This window comes from Type-F symbiont of Plautia stali (genome assembly GCF_059731105.1).
This window is the reverse complement of the sequence record NZ_AP035909.1, coordinates 2,364,101-2,384,084: the sequence shown is the minus strand read 5'-3', so window position 1 is coordinate 2,384,084 and position 19,984 is coordinate 2,364,101. Positions and strand designations below refer to the sequence as shown.

Sequence of the window (19,984 nt, the reverse complement as noted above, 5' to 3'; positions counted from 1 at the left end):
AAAGAATCGAAAAAGGGCATCCTTACTCAGATTTACCTGACTTTTCCTGTTAACAGAGCAGATTCAGCTATAGTTGAGAATAAAGCTGAATTTTTTCAATACCTAAAGGAATGGTTATGGACCTCTTAAGAATTATTATCGCTATCCTGCTGCCCCCACTGGGCGTGTTCATGCAGGTCGGGTTTGGCGGCGCGTTCTGGCTGAATATCCTGCTGACCCTCTGTGGCTACATCCCCGGCATTATCCATGCCGTATGGGTCATTGCCCGCCGCTAACGCGCTGCATCCCTCAGGTTCTTCGGTTAGACTGTACGCAGTAAATCATCAGGAGAACCGACATGAAGGTAAATGACCGCGTCAGCGTCAGAACGGATGGCGGCCCGCGTCGCGTGGGCACCATTCTGGCGATGGAGCCGTTCAACGAGGGCACAATGTTTCTGGTTGCGCTCGAAGATTATCCGCTGGGCATCTGGTTTTTTAATGAGACGCATCAGCCGGATGGGATCTTCGTTGAGCCTTACCACGACGCCTGAGCCTGAAGCGCATAAAAAAGCCGCCTTTCCGGCTCCCGGAGGCGGCTTTTTGCACATAAAGGGGGCCTGAGCGCTGTCGCCCGCGACCCTGCTTAATGACTCAGAAGGTTTCCCAGTTTTCGTTGCTGCCAGCCAGCGCCGGGCGGGGCGCGACGGCCACCGTTTTAACCGGTGCAGCCGGACGGGAAGCCATCGCGGTCGCCGCCGGTGAAGCCTGCAGGCGGAAGGCGGCGACGGCCTGGGTCAGTTTACCCGCCTGATCCTCCAGTGACGCGGCGGCGGCTGTCGCTTCTTCTACCAGCGAGGCGTTCTGCTGAGTGACGTTATCCATCTCGGTCACCGCCTGGCTGACCTGCTGAATCCCGCGGCTCTGCTCGTCGGAGGCGGCCGCAATCTCTGACATGATATCGGTCACCCGACGCACCGCCTCGACAATCTCACCCATCGTATTCCCGGCTGCGCCCACCTGCTGTGAACCGTCGTTAATCAGTGCGACTGACTCGGCAATCAGGGACTCAATCTCTTTTGCCGCCTGCGCACTGCGCTGGGCCAGATTCCTCACTTCGCTGGCGACCACCGCAAAGCCGCGTCCCTGTTCACCGGCACGCGCCGCCTCGACGGCCGCGTTCAGCGCCAGGATGTTAGTCTGAAACGCAATGCTGTTAATGACGTTAGTGATCTCCGCAATCTTCTTCGAGCTGCCGGAAATATTGGTCATGGTTTTCACCACACCGCTGACCAGCTCGCCGCCGCTGCGGGCCTTGCCGGAGGCATCGGCAGCCAGCTGACTGGCGTGATGCGCGTTCTCCGCATTCTGCTTCACGGTGGCGGTAAGCTCTTCCATGCTGGCCGCGGTCTGTTCCAGCGCGGCGGCCTGCTGCTCGGTGCGGGAAGAGAGGTCGGTGTTACCGGCGGAGATTTCGCTGGATCCCTGATAAATGGCGACAGCGCCTTCTCGCACCGTTCCAACCGTGGTGACCAGTGCCTGCTGCATCAGTTGCAGGTTATGGATCAGCGTACCGATTTCACTGCGCCCACAGGGGAGCGGAGCGGAGGTCAGATCGCCCTGCGCGATGCGTTCGATGCGTTCCACTGACTGCCGTAAAGGATTAATCACAATCCGCCGCAGGAAGACAAAGGTCAGCAGAACCAGTATCAGTGCGGCCACAAACGCGACGCCCATCGCAATAAAACCGATGCGTGACTGCGCATCGGCTTCAGCGGTAATGGCATTCGCCCGGTCGGTCCGGATTTTAATCGCCTTCAGCAGCACCTGATTATATTCATCATCCAGCTTGCGGGTGACATCCGTCTCCTGAGCAATGATCCCCTCAAAGCTGCCCTGCTTGCCGGCATTGATCATCGGCAGCAGGCCTTTAGTAATGTAGTTATTGAAGCGTGCCTGCAGCGTGGCATCGAGTTCGGTATCAGAGGGTGACTTCACCTTACGCGCTTCATAGACCGCAAAGCCCTCTTTGGCCTGCTGGATACGTTTCTCGGCTGCCGCGACGTTCGCGCGAAACTCATCCATTTCGCCAATGCGGGCGGCCGCACCGGCCTGAATAATCGTCAGACGTGCCGTACGCAGATGGTTTGAACTGTTGGCGAGCCCCATACGAACCTGAATTTCATCGGTGGCATCATCGAGGGAGTGATTGCTTAAGGTAAGAAAGTAACTGGCGACGCCAATACAGAGTGCAAACAGCAGCAGAATGCCGCCGAAGATGAGGCTAAACAGCGGTACCAGGCGGAGATTCTGCCAGATGCCCGCGCTCTTTTGTCCATCATTATCTAATGCAGTGTTCATATCCTTGCTCTCTCAGGGCTGTTGTTATAAGGCTTAGCATCGGCAAAGGAGAGTAAAGGCTTAGCGGTAAGAGTGAGACGTGGCTCCCAGTTCTGAGCAAAAAAAAACCGGCCCATCGGAGCCGGTTTTTCTGGTTTAACGATCAGCGAATATTAACGTAAATACCCGAGGTCACATTATCGGTTAAACGCACCACATGATAAATCACCTGTTTATTATGGGTTTTGATTTTGCGTTTAATATTACCTTTGTGTGACGATACCGTTTTGGCCTTAATTTGCATTTTATCTGAGATCTGAATGGTGTCATGACCTGACATCCACATTTTCAGCATGTTTGACTCGGTCTGGCTCAGCGTCAGCGGGTGAACATCCATGCCCGAAGAGATGCGCGCAGACTGGTTGAGTTTCTTCTGCAAATAGGTGCTGAGTAAGGAATCCAGGGTCGACGTTTTCATCGATTTTGATGTAATAATCAGGTTCTTACGAACGTAGAGATATTCCTCAAAATGGATATTGCTAATCGCCATAAAGATAAAGAAGAGTGTATCAGGATGCTGCGTAATAATGCTGCGGATACGCTCACTGGAATCAGATTCATGAATGAAACAATCTTCATTAATAAATACGACACCAGGATTTAATTGCTCACATTTCTGCTGTAGTTGCTCAATGTCGGAGACGGAAGAGATATTTTTCTTCTTAACTCCTTTCAAAGACATGTAGTCTGTTAATCCCAGGCGTGTGTAGTTGCAGGAATCCATAATAATAGTTGGCATAATAGCGACCCTCACCAATTTGTTATCCGTTTAAATCAACGATGAATACGCGTTGCGATACGAGAGAGATTTCTTAGGTACTTTTTTATTCTGCTCGTGCAGTGTGGTAACAGGCAATCGCCCGTAAAAGTCTTCATCCCTGACCCGTTCTGCAAAAAATTTGTGCTGCCCTGACGTCACACATTCTCCGACTATGGCGGGGAGTGCCAGTGAAATGCCGGAGGTTAAGTATTACTCAATTTTTGGGAGCCTTGTCACTATCCCTGAAAACCCGGAGTTTTCTGATAGGACAATTCTCAAAAACATTTGTTTTACGAAAGTGTGATGTCTCAGCGTGCGTTGACAATGCCGGAAAAAACATTTTTTAACAAGAAAAATTCGTTAAAGATTTTTTCTTCGTAATTTCAATGGTTTGACCGATTTGCCTGCACATTCACAGTCTGAGAGCTTCTGTGAACCACCCAACTAAAATACGCGAAGCCCGGTTTAATAAGAATTATTTTCAGACTCTCAGCACATTTATCAGAATATCCTTAGTTGCATTCTGGAAAACATGGTTCGGAAAATGCACGGATGGTTTTGCGATACTTAAGTGTGGTGATGGAAAGATAGTTAGAAAGTTAATGTTCAGGTTCGGGATAGTTCTGTCAGGAACAGGGCGAGTAAATCAAATACTTCACCGAACAAATGCTCACAGAACGGGGCGAGAAGGGGCATCAGCAGGCTGATGGTTAAAATTCCGACTGATAAGGTAATCGGGAAGCCGATTGCGAAGATCGATAACTGTGGTGAAACGCGGTTTAACAAACCCAGTACCAGATTTAGCATGAGTAACAAAACGATTAAGGGCAGCGCTAACATCATGCCATTAAGGAAAATTAATCCGCCCGATTTCACCAGCGCCATAAAAGCATTGGCATTCAGCGGGTGACCGCCAATTGGCAGGGTATGAAAACTGTCCGCCAGTAACGACATCAGCCACAGGTGTCCGTTAAAGGTCAGGAACAGTAACATCGCCAGCATGTCGAGAAAGCGGGCCAGCACCGGCATGTTCAGACGGCTGCCGGGGTCGAAAAAGGTGGCGAACGACAGACCCATCTGCAGGCCAATCACTTCCCCGGCGCAGCGCACGGCTGCGAAGGCAAACTGCATGGTGAAGCCCAGTGCGATGCCAATCAGCATCTGCTGGATCAGCAGCCAGAATCCGGCAGGCGAAAAGAGCGTGACATTAACAGCAGGCAGCAGCGGCATCAGCAGCCAGGTGATCATCACCGCCAGTCCGATTTTGACACGCTTACTGACGGAACGTTCACTGAGGATCGGTGCGGTGGCGAACAACGCCATGATACGCACCAGTGGCCAGAAGAACTGGCTGACCCACTGAACCAGCTGGCTGCTGTCGAGAGTAATCATCAGCCGATGATGTAAGGCAGGTTAGTAAAGACGGTGCGGATATAGTCCAGCAGCAGATTCAGCATCCACGGGCCGGCAATAATTCCGGTGGTAGCCACCGCCAGGATCTTAGGAATAAAGGATAAGGTCTGTTCGTTGACCTGGGTCGCCGCCTGGATCAGGCTGATCAGCAGGCCGCTGACCAGCGCAGCCAGCAGCAGCGGGGCGGCCAGCATCAGGGCGACGCGCATCGCTTCCTGTCCCATTACCATTACTGATTCGGGTGTCATGTGTTGCTCCGGGAAGAAAAGGGGATCAGGAGTAGAAGCTTTGCGCCAGTGAACCGACCAGCAGCTGCCAGCCATCGACCAGAACAAACAGCATCAGTTTAAACGGCAGTGAGATGGTCGCGGGCGGCACCATCATCATCCCCAGCGCCATCAGCACGCTGGCGACGACCAGGTCAATGATCAGAAACGGGATAAAGACGGTAAAGCCAATCTGGAACGCGGTCTTCAGCTCGCTGGTCACGTAAGCGGGCAGCAGAATGCGCATCGGCACGGCTTCCGGACCGGCAATCGGTGCCACGTTTGCCAGCCGGGCAAACAGGGCTAAGTCCGCTTCACGCGTCTGGCGCAGCATAAAATCACGCAGCGGCTGGGCACCTTTCTCAATCGCCACATCCATGCTGATCTTGTCCTGACTGAAGGGCAGATAGGCATCCTGATAAATCCGGTCAAAGGTCGGCGCCATGATAAAGAAGGTCAGGAACAGCGACAGGCCAAGCAGTACCTGGTTTGGCGGGGCAGAGGGCGTGCCCAGCGCGTTACGCAGCAGACCAAACACAATGATGATACGGGTGAAGCTGGTCATCATCAGCAGCACCGCCGGAATAAAGGTCAGCGCCGTGATAAAGACCAGCGTCTGCACCGGCAGTGACCAGCTCTGACCGCCATTGGGCAGCGAATGACTCACCAGGCCCGGCAGCTGGGCATGGGCAACCGGTGCCAGTAACAGGAGTGGCAGTAAAGGAAGCAGTCGACGCATCATGGGTTTTTTCCGGGACGTTTAACCAGGTTCTGTAACAGCTGACGAAAATCCTGTGGTGCACTGTTGACCGGCGTCACTGACGCCGGTTCACCCGGCGGCAGGGTGTGCAGGTGAGTAATCTGCTGCGCGGTGATGCCCAGCACCAGACGGGCATCGGCGGTATCCACAATCACCACCCGCTCACGCTGGCCCACGGAGACACTGGCTGTGAGCTTCAGCTCCTGGCTGCTGACCTTTTTCGGCGCGAAGCCGACACGGCGTGCCAGCCAGGCGCAGGCCAGAATCAGTAAAATAATTAACGCTAATACGCTGCTGACCTGAGCCAGCATCGAGCCGGTGGAGATCGCCTGGGCCTGAGGTGCAGCCGGTTGCAGCGTTTGATTCTGGCTGGTCATATTCAGCGACTCAGACGACGCATACGTTCAGACGGGGTGATGATATCCGTGATGCGAACGCCATATTTGTCGTTCACGACCACGACTTCACCCTGAGCGATCAGGTAGCCATTAATCAGGATATCAAGCGGTTCACCCGCCAGGCCATCCAGTGACACCACGGAACCCTGCGTCAGACGCAGCAGCTCTTTGATGGTCATCTTGGTGCGGCCCAGTTCCACGGTGAGCTTCACCGGGATATCCATAATCAGATCGATGTCCTGCAGTGAGCCTGCCACATTCGGGCTGTCGAATGACTTAAAGACGTCATCGGTTTGCGGCGCGCTGCTGCTGCCGACCTGCTCATTCATCGCTTCAGCCCACAGATCGTCCGCAGAGATATCGTCAGACGGTTTATTACTGTCAGTCATGGGGCTGTTCCTCGTTCAGCGAATTCAAAATCGGGTTAATCAGGTGTTCGACACGGAGCGCATACTGGCCGTTCATCGTGCCATATTGGCTGGTTAAGACCGGGACGCTATCGACATGGGCGATAATGCGTTCCGGCTTCTCAATCGGCAGCACATCGCCGGGTTTCAGCTGCAGGATCCGTGACAGACGCAGCGAGGTTTCGGCAAAGTGAGCGATCAGTTCCAGCTCAGAGTGCTGCACCTGTTTGACCAGGTTGTCACGCCAGTGGTTATCTTCCTGGCGGGAGTTTTCGAGCGGTGGGTTCACCAGCAGCTCGCGCAGCGGTTCAATCATTGAAAACGGGATGCAGATATTAAACTCACCCACCAGGTTACCAATCTCCACCTGGAACGGCGTGTTAACCACGATATCGTTCGGTGAGGTGGTAATGTTGGTGAACTTTACCTGCATCTCTGAACGTACATATTCGACGTCCAGGGGATAAATCGCCTTCCAGGCGTCGCTGTAACCATCCAGCGCCAGCTTCAGCATGCGGCGAATAACCCGCTGCTCGGTATGGGTGAACTCACGGCCCTCGACCTTGGTCGGGAACCGTCCGTCGCCACCAAACAGGTTATCAACGGCGATAAAGACCAGGCTTGGTGAGAACACCACCAGCGCGGTGCCGCGCAGCGGTTTCAGGTGGATCAGGTTCAGGTTGGTTGGCACCGGCAGATTGCGGGCAAACTCATGATACGGCTGAATCTTGATCGCCCCGACGCTGACATCCGGGCTACGGCGCAGCAGGTTAAACAGCGCCATACGGAAACTACGGGCAAAACGCTCGTTAATGATCTCCAGCGCCTGTAAACGCTCGCGCACCACGCGGCGCTGGGTGTTCGGGTCGTAAGGACGAATATCGCCTTCCGGCCCGCTTTGTTTCTTTTCTTCTTCCGCGCTGCCACTGTCGCCGTTTAAAAGGGCGTCAATTTCAGCCTGGGAGAGAATGCTATCGCCCATTGATTCACCTCAAAATGAAGGCGGTAAACAGCACGTCGTTTACAGCCTGCGGAGGTTGACCTTTCACCAGCGGAGGTGTCAGCGCCTGTTTAATTTGTTCAACAAGCGCCTGTTTTCCCTGCTCTGTCGCCAGGGCCGAAGCACTCTGACGCGAGAGCAGCAGCAGCAGACGGCTGCGCACCTCAGGCAGATAGTCATTCATCCGACGACGGGTATCCTCATCGGCCAGACGCAGGGTAAAGCCTACGTACAGCACGCGGTCAGGATCGTTGTCGGGATTGACCAGGTTAACCGTAAATGTATCAAGTGCAAAAAAGACCGGAGCGGGAGGCGGTTCAACTTTCGCCACCTCAGGCTTATCGCCCTCGTGTTTGTTCATCATTCGCCAGACTGCATAGCCTGCCACGCTGCAAGCGGCCAGCGTCACAATGAGCAACACCGGTATTAAGAGTTTACGTTTGCGGCCTTTAGCTTTCGCGTTATCAGACATGGTTGCAGTTACTTCCTGTGAATTATGGGCAAGCCTCTCGGCTCACGGGACAGATTATCCCGCGTCTTAAGTCAAACCAATGGGCAGAATAGACGCGGGTTTTACGCTTACCTTCAGCGTTTATCGCTGTCAGGCAAAAGTGTCGACGGCGCTGTTACCGCTGACGCGAGCCTGAAGGGCGGCGGGGACGGCAATCGGCGTAATGTCGGTGTCACTGTCCTGGGGGAGGGAGAAGCGGCCATGCTGTCCGTCGCGGCGCGCCTCCTGTTGATTCTGGAAGCTCTGACTCTGCGCGGAACTGTCACTGCTCACCTGACTCTCGCCCAGGTTGATACCGCTCTCTGCCAGCGCGCTGCGCAGCTGCGGTATCGCGGCTTCCAGCGCCGATCTGACGTGGCTGTGGCTGGAAACCAGACTAATTTGTGCCTGGTCGTTATCCAGTTTCAGGCTGATCTGGATAGCGCCGAGGTCTTCCGGATGTAAACGCAACTCCGCGTTCTGCTGGCCGTTGCGACTGAACATCACAATCTGCTGACTCAGCGCCTGCTGCCACTCGTCGCTGCCCAGCTGCGCATTCAGCATCGGCGTTGAGGGGGTGCTGCTGGTCGCTGACGCGGTCACCGGCGCGGGCAGGGTTGCGCTCGTAATCGGGCCGCTGATGTTCAGACCAGTGTCGCTGGCGCTGCTGTGCGTCGCGGCCTGATCATCCTGCTTCATCATCGCACTCAGCGCCTGCTGGAAATGGCTGTCTGAGGCCAGGTTCAGGCTGCTGTTGCTGCTCTGCGCGGTGCTGCTGCTCTGGCTCGCCGCGTTGCTCGCCGCAGGGGCGTTCAGCGCCGCACCTTTTATCTCGTGCTTCTCATCTTTAGCCGGTGCAGTGCTCTGCGATGAGCTGCTCTCCGGTGTCGTGTTCAGCATCTGTGTCAGCGCGGTCAGCGCTTTACGGCCGCCATCGCTCTGACTGATCACCTCACCCGATTCACTGCTGACCGGCGGCGGCGTGCTGGCTGTCGCTGTGGCCGCACCCGGCAACATGGCGAACAGCGCCTGCACATTCTGTATCTCGCTGGCGCTTAAGGATGCCGCGTCAAGGCTCTCTTTATCATCGGCTGATTTTGACCCAGCTTTAATATTTTCCGGTTTCAGCAGGGCAGCCAGGGCAGCAGGATTATCCCGTGTTGCCAGCAGCGCACTGAGCGGAGAAGCCGGTCGACGCTCATCGGCCATTTCTGCTTTTGCGTCAGCGGATTGCGCCGCTTTTCCCTGCTGTTTTGCCAGGCCAAGCAGCTGGTTTCCCAGCGCGGTCAGAAAGTCCTGTGGCAGGGCATCTGACCCTGCCGCAGCGTCGGTTGCGACTGATGGTTCTGCGTCGGTTTTAGCCGTCGCTTTCATGGCAATGTTTGGCAGCGTAATCATTCGCCTCTCCTCAATGCGGCCCGTTGGGCAAATTCGTCCATCCGTTTCTGGTCGAGACGGTTTTCCTGTCGTAATGCATTTTCCGCTGCCCGCGTGATCAGGGTCTGATAGGCGTTCAGCCGCTGCTGTTTGTCACGCCAGTTGATCAGCGCCTGCTCCAGGCGCTGATTCCAGTTATTAAGCTGATTACGGTGCTGCTCAATCGCTTTTTCCAGCGTCTGAATAAACTGGTGATAGTTAGTCCAGCGAGTGCTGGCAATGCCGCTCGACATGTCATCGTTAAGTTTGTTGCGATATTCATCCTGATAGTCGAGCAGCATCGTCAGCTGCTCGTTGGCGGCATGCTGGCCGCGGCGCATATCGCCCAGATAGATGGCGGCCCGTTCGAGATCCTGCTCCGCTAAGTCGCGCAGCGTATCGATAGCATTTGCCGTTTTCATAGCCATTACCTCGCGTTAATCAGGTTGAGGCGCCAAACAGCGCATGGAGATGCAGGCTGGCGTCGTCATAATCGCTGCGCTCAAAGATGCCCTGTTGCAGGAAAGCTTCCATCTGCGGATAGAGCCGGATGGCTTTATCCAGCATCGGGTCGCTGCCGGCGGCATAGGCGCCCACGCTGACCAGATCGCGGTTACGCTGGAAGCTGGAGAGCAACTGCTTGAACTGGCGCACCTGAGCATAGTGGTTCTCATCGATCAGCGAGGTCATCGCACGACTGATCGACGCTTCAATATCAATGGCCGGATAGTGACCCGCTTCACCGAGCCGGCGCGACAGCACGATATGCCCGTCGAGAATTGCACGCGCGGAGTCGGCAATCGGGTCCTGCTGATCGTCACCTTCGGTCAGAACGGTATAGAACGCGGTGATGGAACCGCCGCCGTCGATACCGTTACCGGCACGCTCAACCAGCGCAGGCAGTTTGGCGAACACGGAAGGCGGATAGCCTTTGGTTGCCGGGGGTTCGCCGATCGCCAGGGCAATTTCACGCTGCGCCATGGCGTAGCGGGTCAGGGAGTCCATAATCAGCAGCACATGCTTGCCGCGGTCGCGAAAATCTTCCGCGATGCGGGTCGCGTAGGCGGCACCCTGCATACGCAGCAGCGGTGAAACGTCTGCCGGAGCGGCGATAACCACCGAACGGGCGCGGCCTTCAGCCCCGAGAATGTTCTCGATAAAATCTTTAACTTCGCGACCACGTTCGCCAATCAGACCAACCACGATCACGTCCGCTTTGGTGTAGCGCGCCATCATGCCAAGCAGCACGCTTTTACCCACGCCTGAACCGGCAAACAGGCCCATACGCTGCCCGCGACCCACCGTCAGCAGGGCATTAATGGCACGCACGCCGGTATCCAGTACGTCGGTAATCGGCGTACGCTGCAGCGGGTTAAAAGGCGGCGTGATCAGCGGGGCGCGATAGCCGGTATCCGGTGATGGCAGACCATCCAGCGGTCGGCCACTGCCGTCGAGTACGCGGCCCAGCAGTTCGGGGCCCAGCATCAGCTGTTTGCCCGCCTGCGGATTGTCGCCGCTCTGGCGCGCATAGACCCGCGCACCGGGTAAAATGCCGTCCACCTCTTCCAGTGGCATCATCAGCAGCTTCTGACCGTTGAATCCCACCACTTCGCTTTCGATTTCGCTGATGTTTTTGCCATCGTTGCGTTCGATGATGCAGGTTGCGCCCAGCGGCAGCTGTAAGCCTGTGGCTTCCAGCACCAGGCCGGTGGCGCGGGTCAGACGGCCATAACGGCGTACCGGCTGCACCTGGGAAATGCGTTTTTCAAAGGCATCCAGCGAGCCCAGCCAGCGGTTCAGACGGGTGGTCATCAGATTTCTCCCGGTGCGGCGAGGCGGCAGAGTTCCTGCCAGCGTGTCGCGACGCTGGCATCCAGATCGCCATCTTCCGCGCTGAGTTTGCAGCCGCCAGGGTGCAGGGTGCTGTCAGCGATCAACCGCCAGCCGTGCAGATCCAGCGTCGGACCCAGGGTCTGTTCAATGCGCTGCAGATCGTCAGGGTGGACGCGCAGCTGAGGTTTGCCGCTGAACATCGGTTCCTGTTGCAGTAAACCCTGAATCTGACGCAGCAGGGCGGTGCCATCCACCGTGGTGGCCTGGCCAATCACCGAGCGCGCGGCTTCCAGCGCCAGCTGCATCAGGCGGGCAGCGATGACGCTGTCCAGCGACTCCAGCGTGTTCTGAAACTCGGTGACCAGTTGGGACATCCGCGCCTGCAGGGGGGCCTGCTGCTGCTGAGCATCGGCCAGACCCTGCTGAAAACCGGCGTCGTAGCCCGCTTTCTGGCCTTCGGTGACGCCCTGCTGAAAGCCTTCGTTGTAACCCTGACCCTGCGCCTCTTTGCGCATCTGCTGCTGCAGACGTTCAAGCTGCTGCTGCTGCTCATCAACGCCGTCATCAGATTCAGCGATCTCGGGCAGTGCCTCCGGTTCAGGCTCATCAAAACGACCCAGATCGGTAGGCTGCCACAGCTGCCACGGGCGGGCAGAAAATGCATCAGACATAGGTTTCCTCGCCACCACCAATCACCATCTCGCCAGATTCGGCCAGGCGGCGAACAATCAGCAGGATTGCTTTCTGTTCGTTCTCTACAGCAGACATCCGCACCGGACCGCGGTTGGCCAGATCGTCGCGCAGAATGTCGGCCGCACGGGCTGACATGTTTTTGAGGAACTTCTCGCGCAGCGGCTGTTCGGCCCCTTTCAGTGCGACCAGCAGCTGCTCGGACTCCACTTCCTGCAACAGGCGCTGGATGCTGCGGTCGTCCACTTCCACCAGGTTTTCGAACAGGAACATCTCGTCGATAATTTTCTGCGCCAGCTCGCCATCGAAGTCGCGAACGGCTTCGATAACCGCCTCTTCCTGCTGGGTTTTCATCAGGTTGATGATCTCGGCTGCGGTTCTCACGCCGCCCATCTTCGCGCGCTTGAGGTTGGTGCCATCCAGCAGGCCGTTCAGCACTTCGGTCAGCTCGGCCAGCGCGGCAGGCTGCACCCCACCAAAGGTCGCGATACGCAGCATTACATCGTGGCGCAGACGCTCATCGAACAGCGCCAGAATATCGGCCGCCTGACCCCGTTTGAGGTGAACCAGGATGGTGGCGATGATCTGAGGATGCTCGTCGCGGATAAGGTCGGCAGCGGCCTGCGGCTCCATAAAGTTGAGCGTTTCCATCCCGCTGGTGGTTTCGCGCGTTTCGAGAATATCTTCCAGCAGACTGGCGGCACGCTCCTCGCCCAGCGCACGGGTCAGCACCGAGCGCAGGTATTCGTTGGAGTTCAGGCTCAGCGCCGCAAACTGCTCGGCATCGGTTTCGAACTCACGCAGTATCTCGGTCAGCTGCTTGTGTGACACCTGACGCATGCTGGCCATCGCGGCGCTGAGGTGCTGCACTTCGCGCTGGTTCAGATGTTTAAACACTTCCGCGGCGCGCTCTTCGCCAATGGTCATCATCAGGATGGCGCTTTTTTCAGTTCCGGTCAGACTCATAGCTCTTTACTCATCCATTCGCGAATCACCAGCGCAACAACGCGCGGATCGTTTTCTGACATGTCGCGGATGCGTTGACTCATCACTTCTGCGCTCATGCGGTTGTTAGACTTACGTTCCTGCTCCAGCTCATCTTTGCTGAGCTGCACACTAAAGGCTTCCTCTTCTTCCTGCTGCGTGGCGCGGGCGGCAACGGCTTCGGCGGCGGCTTTCTCGGCAGCCTGCTTACGCACCAGATGCGGACGCACCATCTTGCGGTAGAGAATGAAGGCCACCAGTGCAATCAACAGCCATTTACCCGCACTCATCAGCTGATCAAAGAAGGACTGCTGCTGCCAGAAGGGCAGGTCGGTGCTCACCGGCTCAGTCGAGTTGAACTGCGAGTTCACCACGTTGATGCTGTCGCCACGTGTCTGGGAGTAACCCATCGCTTCACGGGTCAGATCTTCAATCTGCTTCAGCTGCGCTTCATTCAGCGCGACCGTTTTGCCTTTGTCGTCGGTACGGAAGTTCACCACCACCGCAACGGAAAGCCGCTGCACGTCACCCACGTTGAGTTTGGTATGACGAATGGTGCGGTCCAGCTCGTAGTTCACGGTGTCATCACGACGTGAGTTGGTCGGCGTCGCGCTGGCTGTGGCGGTGCTGGTGGTCTGGCCGGCGTTGTTCTGTCCGTTAGCATTCTGACCATTGGCGTTCTGGCCATTGGCCGCAGTGTTATTTGGCGTTGTGACCGGCGCAGAGTTAGCTGGCGCAGGCTGGTTAGAGAGTGCGCCCGGCACGCCACCCGGATACGGGCTGCCCGACTGATCGCTGGTGCTGGTCTGACGCGAACGGATCGCCGTATTCGACGGATTCGCGTTAGGCTGATATTTCTCGTCAGTCTGCTCGCTGGTATCGAAGTTGATCTGCGCGGTGACCTGCGCATGCACGTTGCCCTGGCCCACGATAGGATTCAGGATCGCTTCAATACGTTGCTGATAACGCGCTTCCACTTCAGAGGCATATTTCAGCTGTGCATCATTCAGATCGCGCCCGACTGAGTCGGAGCGGGTCAGCAGGCGACCGGTCTGATCAACGACCGTCACGTTGCCCGGCGGTAAACCGGCGACGCTGCTGGAGACCATGTGGACGATGGCCTGAATCTGGCCTTCATCGAGCGCACGGCCAGGCTGCAGCGTTAAGGTGACAGAGGCAGACGGGGCTTTCTGCTCACGCACGAACAGGGTCGGTTTTGGCATCGCCAGATGGACACGGGCGCTTTTGACCGGGCCGAGTGATTCGATCGTGCGGGCCAATTCGCCTTCCAGCGCGCGCTGATAGTTAACCTGCTCGCTGAACTGGCTGATGCCGAACTTCTCTTTATCGAGCAGTTCAAACCCCACCGAGCCGCCTTTCGGCAGACCCTGCTGAGCCAGACGCAGACGCAGCTCGTGCACGTTAGCCTCAGGCACCATCAGTGCGCCGCCGTTTTCAGCGAAGCGATAGGGGATGTTCATCTGCGTCAGCTGCGTGACGATAGCCCCGCCATCTTCATCAGAGAGGTTGTTGTAAAGCACGCTGTAGCTGGGCTGCTTTGCCCACAGCACCATCGCGATGACGATCGCGATAACGGCGGCGGCGGCGACGATAAGAGGAATACGCGGATTGGCGCGCAGGCGAGCGAGCAGGTCACCGAAGCCTTTCTTTTCTTGATCTGTTGTGGCGGCTGTACTCGCATTCATGACCGATTCCTGCCTGACGTAATTGACCGGGTAAGTTGAGATGGCAAAACAGACTCCCTGACCTGCGTAGATAAAATTTCCACTTCAATGCCAGGCATTATTAGGTGATAAGCAAAATTCGATGCGTGGATAAGGTAGGTTTTTTGCTGTCATTTAGCGCCTTTGTCTCATTGACAACGTGTTAACTTTTGCCCACAGAAAAAATCCCACCCTCTTTTATAAGGTATCGTTCATGTCTATTCAGGCTATTGACGGCGTACTCCAGCAGCTTCAGGTCACCTCACTGCAGGCCAGCAACCGCAGCAGTGAAGCCACAAATCAGATCGACTTTGGTGCAACCATGAAGGCCGCACTGGATAAGATCAGCGAAACGCAGACGACCGCCCGCACCCAGGCGCAGGATTTTGAGATGGGGAAACCCGGCGTGGCGCTGAATGATGTGATGGTCGATCTCCAGAAATCCTCTATCTCCATGCAGATGGGGATTCAGGTCAGGAACAAGCTGGTCTCGGCGTACAGCGAGATTATGAATATGCAGGTGTAGGCGGGAAGCTGTCTGAGGCTGTTGAGGTTTTTCATACTGCCACTTTGGTGAAGCACATATGTAGAACAGAATCGCTCATTAATCTTTTAATGAGCGATAGCTGGCCGGTATTGTTCTCTGACATCCAGGCGCCATAAACCCGGTACACCATCTGCGCATCGGAGTGACCCATTTGCGATGCAACGTAGTTCGGGTTTGCGCCTGCTGAAAGAGCCCAGCATGCGAACGTGTGACGCGACTGATAGGCTTTCCGGTGACGCAGGCCTGCACGCCTCAGTGCGCCGGTCCATATTTGTCCCAGTGACTCTGTTGAGTAATATGCTCCCGACCTCCCGTTGACTGCGTTCACGCTGGGATTAAAGACGAATGTCTTCTGCTCCTCTATTCGCTCGCCATACTCCCTGGTATGAAAAGTAAAAGAGGTCTGAGGATACATTCTGGTCAACTCCCTTTGGTCACGCAGAATTTCGACAGCTGCATCCATCAGGCATATGACGCGGTTCCCTGCTTCTGTCTTCGGCGGCGTGAACAAACCCTGTGGCGTAAGGTTGCGGCTGACCGTCAGCTTTTTCGCCTCAAGGTCCACATCCTCCCATGCCAGAGCGCATATCTCGCCATGGCGTAATCCGGTCAGGATGGCGAGTGACCACATGTTCGCCGTCTGTCGTGTTGAGCATGCCGCGATGAGGCGAGGGTACTCTTCCCGGGTAATCGGATCCGGACGCTTATTGGATTTTTTGAGAGGTTTTATTCCTGTCATAGGATTTGCCTCGATATACCCGTTGCCATGAGCAAAGGCGAAGATCGCTTTCAGGTCTGCCATGCTGGAATTAACCGTGGCCGCCGTCCTGCCTTTCTTTTCTATATTCATCTTCCTGCCGGTAAAGTAGCTGCCATTGAGAAGTTCAATGCGCAGGTTGAGCAGGTCTTTCTGCATGACTGACCGGATGTGGTTTTTTGGCTTTAATATTGATAATGACTATATAGCCGGGTTTGACGAATGCGCATGGAGAGTGAATCTTTAATGGCTACAAATAATTTTAAACCACTTGCTATTGGCAGTGGGGCTAATGTCACTAGCCAGGCTGATTACGAAGCTCTGGCTGCTTTAGCTACTAATTTTCAGGCAGGAAAAGCCTCATCTGCCCAAGTTAATAAGGCACTCCGACAGGCCACAGTTATGGCTTATGTTTTGGCTTAATACATTTGTGATGCTGCCGCTGTGGACGTCCTAGACAATGGGTCGCCTGCAACTTTGCTAGCAAATCTAAAAGCAGAGCTTCTCTCTTCAAATACAGGACGTTAATTGGGAGCTGCGAAAGTATTTACTGCTTCGGGATCTTACACTAAAACACCGGGAACACGTCTGTTAAGAGTCAGGGTTTGGGGAGCTGGCGCTGGCGGACAAGGTATAAGCGCTGCTGACACAAGTTATACTTCTGGAGCGGCAGGAGCATAGGCGGAATCATATGTAGATGTATCTGGTGCAAGCAGCAGTATTCCCGTAATTGTAGGAGTAGGGGGGCAATGCAGTTGCAGCGGGCTCTGGTGCATTCGGTGGAGCAGGGGGAGAAAGTTTATTTGGTAGTTATATTACCTGCACGGGAGGTAAAACTAACGCATCAGGTACGACTGGAGGTATAGCGACAGGCGGTAATATTTTTAACGTTTTTGGACAAACAGGCCAGGGTGGTCGCTATGTTTCGTCACTATCATCGATAATTGGCGGGACTTGGTGCATATGGTGCATTGCCGCACTCATCAATACCCGGAGATACAGGTGGTTATCCTGGAGGAGGTGAAGCTGTGGGCTGTCTCTTATCTTCTTCCACTAGCTATGCGTCAGTTGCGGGTGCTTCAGGTCGGGTTATTATTGAGGAGTATGCATAATGAGTTCTTGTGCAGTCATTCAAAACGATATAGTTGAAGTTTTAAACACAATCATTGCAGATCCAGATTTTGAAATCGAAGGCTTTTACTAAATAGAATATGATTCAGATAAGGTCTTCTGCCAGAAAGGAATTTTTTATAATGAAAAGGATGGTGTTTTTTATGATGAAGAAGCTTTTAAATATATAAACGGCACTGAGATGTGAATTAAAAGCCCGTCATTTCGACGGGCTAGCCATTACTTTTTGAACTCTATGTCTGAAGGTTTCTATATTTTTTTCAAAAACAAAGTAAATGATAGCACCTAATAGCAATGAGGCTACTATCGATAGAAGCATCATAGGTATGCTGTCAGTGTACTTTTTTGCAAGCTGAGTCAACACAAACCAATGAGCTAAGTAGGTTGAGAAGCTATGATTTCCAATTTTACGCATTAGCGAACTTGAAAGAATACTTGATGTTACACCTGTGTCTAATAAAGAAAAATAGATAAAAATAGCCCAGACAATGCTTATAGATAGGTAACTTGTCGCCAGGTTTGGCACAATAACTGTACCAGTTATAAGCTTGCAGAAAGATGGTATTATTAATAGTATTAAAAACAATAAGGCAAGTATGTAAAAGCCGTATTTTCGAGGTGGGATATTCAGGTTTCTCAGAATGTAAGACAAAATAATCCCGACGATGAAACTAGATATATACCAGCGGGTTTCTATTGAGTTTTCCTGAAGTAGGCTAACAGGATAGAAGTATCTAAATGCAATAGTGATTAAAATTGCCAAAAACGCAACTGAGAACGCTCCAAATCGTTTTTTAATGGCCTGAAATGCTATCAAGAATATCGGCAGCATGAAATAAAACTTAAACTCTACTGGGATAGTCCAAAGGTGTGCAAATCCTTGCTGAAAAGCCAGGACGTTTTTTAGTGTTTCTGTATTATAATAGCCCATGTAAAAATAGAATACTGAAGCTATAAAAAATAGCGGTAATATCCTTAAAAATCTCCCAAGAAAGTATTCCGAGACGGATTTTATATTTATTCTCTTTTTTAAAAACTTATTTGTAAGCAAAAAAGCACTAAGAACAAAAAAGAGCCACACACCTATTTTCCCCGTTCCTCCTAAATAAGGCCTCGTAGCTGGTATGAACATAACTAACGCATGGGCAACCAGAACAACCAGCACTGCTAGTCCCCTGATTCCATCGGCTGCCGGGAAGTGACCGGCTAAGTTACTTCTTTGCTCTGTCAAAATTACACCATGTTCTGTTGGTTTAAGATTTTCCGCATACTTTGATTAATAAGTAGCTTACCGTCAAATGATAAATAAAAAAGCCCCGGCGATGGGGCAGAGTTATACCGCGCCTCTCTATGGAGGATACGGGGTGGGTGATTTGAGATTAGTCACAATGCAACCGCTAAGCCAACAAAAATCCCAGTGACCTCAGAGGCTTTACAAAACTGCGTCCCGCTTCAGCTTGCTCAAATCTATCGATAGATATTACTGTTCATCCATACAGTATTCATCAAAGAAGGATTTATCATGCCGCGTGACTACGAAATCATGATTGCTTTCCGGCAGGCTATAAAGCGCGATACTGCCGGTCGCTACACCATCAGCACACTGGATTTCATCAGAGAGCTTGACCGCATTAACTGGCATTACACGCTAAAGGCGGCCAACAAATGGATCGAGATGCACACCACAGCATTCCGCGACATCTCAACCACTGACGGCGAAGAGCGCCTGTTTCAGTTGTACAACCCGAATGGTGTTGTGTGATGTTTGCCCTGCTCGATGTTAATTCGTTTTATGCAAGTTGCGAAACAGTATTCAGGCCCGATTTACGGGGAAAACCGGTCGTAGTGCTTAGCAACAATGACGGATGCGTTATTGCCCGTTCAGCAGAGGCTAAAACGCTTGGGATACCCATGGGGGCGCCGTACTTCAAGCTGAAGAACGAGTTTCGCCGGCACAGGGTTCAGGTTTTCAGCAGTAACTATGCGCTTTATGCCGATATGAGTAACCGGGTGATGACGACGCTGGAGCAGATGGCACCCAGCGTGGAAGTCTACTCGATTCATGAGGCGTTTCTGGACCTGAGCGGTGTTCGCAATTGCATTGTTCTTGAAAACTTCGGCAGGGAGGTGCGGGAAACGGTTAAGCGTAATACGCATCTGACCGTTGGCGTGGGGATAGCTCAGACCAAGACGCTCGCCAAACTGGCTAACCATGCTGCAAAAAAATGGAAGCAGACAGGAGGAGTCGTTGACCTTTCGAATGTTGAACGTCAGCGTAAGCTCATGGCACTGGTGCCGGTTGAGGATGTCTGGGGCGTTGGTCGGCGCATCAGCAAGAAACTCAACGCGATGGGGATTCTGACCGCCAAAGACCTGTCAGAGCAAAGCACCTACACCATACGCAAACACTTTAATGTTGTGCTGGAACGAACCGTCAGGGAGTTACGCGGTGAGCCGTGCCTGCAGGTGGAAGAGTTCGCGCCCACAAAACAGCAAATCGTCTGCTCCCGCTCATTCGGTTCCAGAATCACGCAGTACGACGACATGCGCGAAGCTGTGTGCACTTTTGCAGCGCGAGCCGCAGGTAAATTACGCGGAGAGCGCCAGTATTGCAGTCAGATAGCAGTATTCGTAAGAACCAGCCCGCACGCGGTGGGTGAAGTGTTTTACGGCAACCAGTCCACAGGCAAGGTACTTACGCCAACTAATGACACACGCGACATTATCCGGGTGGCAATTGAGGCGCTTGATCGCATCTGGGTCGACGGACACCGCTATATGAAGGCAGGTGTAATGCTGGGTGACTTCTTCAGTCAGGGTGTATCGCAACTGAACCTGTTTGATGAAAACAAACCACAGGCCAACAGCGAGGCGCTGATGCGCGTTATGGACGGCATAAACCTCAGCGGGAAGGGTAATCTGTGGTTTGCAGGGCAGGGCGTTCAGAACACCTGGGCGATGAAGCGGGAAATGCTTTCACCGGCTTACACCACAAGATTCTCTGATCTGCCGGTGGTGTTTTGACCGCCC

23 protein-coding genes are annotated in these 19,984 nt (G+C 54.0%); 6 read left to right on the top strand and 17 right to left on the bottom strand.

All coding sequences use genetic code 11. From position 1 onward, the window contains the following. The first annotated feature begins 116 nt into the window (after positions 1–116). Positions 117–275, top strand: coding sequence for a YqaE/Pmp3 family membrane protein (locus AC6I7A_RS11295; RefSeq protein ID WP_009089537.1), 159 nt, complete (start codon positions 117–119; stop codon positions 273–275). Between the two features lie 62 nt (positions 276–337). Then, positions 338–532: a protein DsrB gene (gene dsrB / locus AC6I7A_RS11290; protein WP_009089538.1), complete on the top strand. Its 195-nt coding sequence runs from the start codon at positions 338–340 to the stop codon at positions 530–532. A gap of 100 nt (positions 533–632) precedes the next feature. On the opposite strand, the gene AC6I7A_RS11285 is transcribed toward dsrB, so the two are convergent. The 15 genes from AC6I7A_RS11285 to fliF form a co-directional block, all read right to left on the bottom strand. Continuing rightward, complete coding sequence (locus AC6I7A_RS11285) at positions 633–2,339, bottom strand: methyl-accepting chemotaxis protein (protein WP_058957681.1); 1,707 nt, start codon at positions 2,337–2,339, stop codon at positions 633–635. Between the two features lie 142 nt (positions 2,340–2,481). After that, complete coding sequence (gene rcsA, locus AC6I7A_RS11280; protein WP_009089542.1) at positions 2,482–3,117, bottom strand: transcriptional regulator RcsA; 636 nt, start codon at positions 3,115–3,117, stop codon at positions 2,482–2,484. Positions 3,118–3,744: 627 nt separating this feature from the next. After that, positions 3,745–4,530 (bottom strand): flagellar biosynthetic protein FliR, encoded by a 786-nt coding sequence (fliR, locus tag AC6I7A_RS11275; protein WP_009089544.1) that lies wholly within the window; start codon positions 4,528–4,530, stop codon positions 3,745–3,747. Next, entirely contained in the window at positions 4,530–4,799 is a 270-nt protein-coding gene (fliQ, locus tag AC6I7A_RS11270; RefSeq protein ID WP_003854466.1) for a flagellar biosynthesis protein FliQ, read from the bottom strand. The genes fliR and fliQ overlap by 1 nt, the downstream gene beginning before the upstream one ends. Before the next feature lie 25 nt (positions 4,800–4,824). Further along, complete coding sequence (fliP, locus tag AC6I7A_RS11265) at positions 4,825–5,556, bottom strand: flagellar type III secretion system pore protein FliP (protein WP_009089546.1); 732 nt, start codon at positions 5,554–5,556, stop codon at positions 4,825–4,827. After that, entirely contained in the window at positions 5,556–5,954 is a 399-nt protein-coding gene (fliO, locus tag AC6I7A_RS11260; protein WP_046102081.1) for a flagellar biosynthetic protein FliO, read from the bottom strand. Before fliO ends, fliP begins: the two co-directional genes overlap by 1 nt. Before the next feature lie 2 nt (positions 5,955–5,956). Beyond that, positions 5,957–6,364: a flagellar motor switch protein FliN gene (fliN, locus tag AC6I7A_RS11255; RefSeq protein ID WP_058957683.1), complete on the bottom strand. Its 408-nt coding sequence runs from the start codon at positions 6,362–6,364 to the stop codon at positions 5,957–5,959. Next, complete coding sequence (gene fliM / locus AC6I7A_RS11250) at positions 6,357–7,364, bottom strand: flagellar motor switch protein FliM (protein ID WP_009089551.1); 1,008 nt, start codon at positions 7,362–7,364, stop codon at positions 6,357–6,359. The genes fliN and fliM overlap by 8 nt, the downstream gene beginning before the upstream one ends. Positions 7,365–7,368: 4 nt before the next feature. Then, a complete protein-coding gene (gene fliL / locus AC6I7A_RS11245) occupies positions 7,369–7,854 on the bottom strand; it encodes a flagellar basal body-associated protein FliL (RefSeq protein WP_009089553.1) in 486 nt (161 codons plus the stop codon). Between the two features lie 129 nt (positions 7,855–7,983). Continuing rightward, positions 7,984–9,270: a flagellar hook-length control protein FliK gene (locus AC6I7A_RS11240; protein WP_058957684.1), complete on the bottom strand. Its 1,287-nt coding sequence runs from the start codon at positions 9,268–9,270 to the stop codon at positions 7,984–7,986. Then, positions 9,267–9,710 carry a flagellar export protein FliJ gene (gene fliJ / locus AC6I7A_RS11235; protein WP_009089556.1) on the bottom strand — a complete coding sequence of 148 codons (444 nt, stop codon included), beginning with the start codon at positions 9,708–9,710 and terminating at the stop codon, positions 9,267–9,269. Before fliJ ends, AC6I7A_RS11240 begins: the two co-directional genes overlap by 4 nt. A 19-nt stretch (positions 9,711–9,729) precedes the next feature. After that, a complete protein-coding gene (fliI, locus tag AC6I7A_RS11230; RefSeq protein ID WP_009089558.1) occupies positions 9,730–11,100 on the bottom strand; it encodes a flagellar protein export ATPase FliI in 1,371 nt (456 codons plus the stop codon). Continuing rightward, a complete protein-coding gene (gene fliH, locus AC6I7A_RS11225) occupies positions 11,100–11,792 on the bottom strand; it encodes a flagellar assembly protein FliH (RefSeq protein WP_046102078.1) in 693 nt (230 codons plus the stop codon). Before fliH ends, fliI begins: the two co-directional genes overlap by 1 nt. Beyond that, entirely contained in the window at positions 11,785–12,777 is a 993-nt protein-coding gene (gene fliG / locus AC6I7A_RS11220; protein ID WP_009089561.1) for a flagellar motor switch protein FliG, read from the bottom strand. The genes fliH and fliG overlap by 8 nt, the downstream gene beginning before the upstream one ends. Next, positions 12,774–14,501, bottom strand: a complete 1,728-nt coding sequence (gene fliF / locus AC6I7A_RS11215) for a flagellar basal-body MS-ring/collar protein FliF (protein ID WP_009089564.1) — start codon at positions 14,499–14,501, stop codon at positions 12,774–12,776. The genes fliG and fliF overlap by 4 nt, the downstream gene beginning before the upstream one ends. A 232-nt stretch (positions 14,502–14,733) precedes the next feature. On the opposite strand from fliF, the gene fliE reads away from it, so the two are divergent. After that, entirely contained in the window at positions 14,734–15,045 is a 312-nt protein-coding gene (fliE, locus tag AC6I7A_RS11210; protein WP_009089566.1) for a flagellar hook-basal body complex protein FliE, read from the top strand. Between the two features lie 31 nt (positions 15,046–15,076). On the opposite strand, the gene AC6I7A_RS11205 is transcribed toward fliE, so the two are convergent. Continuing rightward, positions 15,077–15,982 (bottom strand): tyrosine-type recombinase/integrase, encoded by a 906-nt coding sequence (locus AC6I7A_RS11205; RefSeq protein WP_058957685.1) that lies wholly within the window; start codon positions 15,980–15,982, stop codon positions 15,077–15,079. Between the two features lie 69 nt (positions 15,983–16,051). On the opposite strand from AC6I7A_RS11205, the gene AC6I7A_RS11200 reads away from it, so the two are divergent. Further along, the gene (locus AC6I7A_RS11200) at positions 16,052–16,246 is read left to right on the top strand and encodes a hypothetical protein (RefSeq protein ID WP_230200875.1); all 195 of its coding nucleotides are present in this window, start codon (positions 16,052–16,054) and stop codon (positions 16,244–16,246) included. Between the two features lie 907 nt (positions 16,247–17,153). Here the strand turns inward: AC6I7A_RS11200 and AC6I7A_RS11195 are convergent. After that, the gene (locus AC6I7A_RS11195; protein WP_498003616.1) at positions 17,154–18,185 is read right to left on the bottom strand and encodes an acyltransferase family protein; all 1,032 of its coding nucleotides are present in this window, start codon (positions 18,183–18,185) and stop codon (positions 17,154–17,156) included. 291 nt (positions 18,186–18,476) lie between these two features. Between AC6I7A_RS11195 and AC6I7A_RS11190 the strand changes: the two genes are divergently transcribed. Next, positions 18,477–18,716: a hypothetical protein gene (locus tag AC6I7A_RS11190; RefSeq protein WP_058957687.1), complete on the top strand. Its 240-nt coding sequence runs from the start codon at positions 18,477–18,479 to the stop codon at positions 18,714–18,716. Beyond that, positions 18,716–19,978 carry a translesion error-prone DNA polymerase V subunit UmuC gene (gene umuC, locus AC6I7A_RS11185; protein ID WP_058957688.1) on the top strand — a complete coding sequence of 421 codons (1,263 nt, stop codon included), beginning with the start codon at positions 18,716–18,718 and terminating at the stop codon, positions 19,976–19,978. Before AC6I7A_RS11190 ends, umuC begins: the two co-directional genes overlap by 1 nt. The last annotated feature ends 6 nt before the right edge of the window (positions 19,979–19,984 follow it).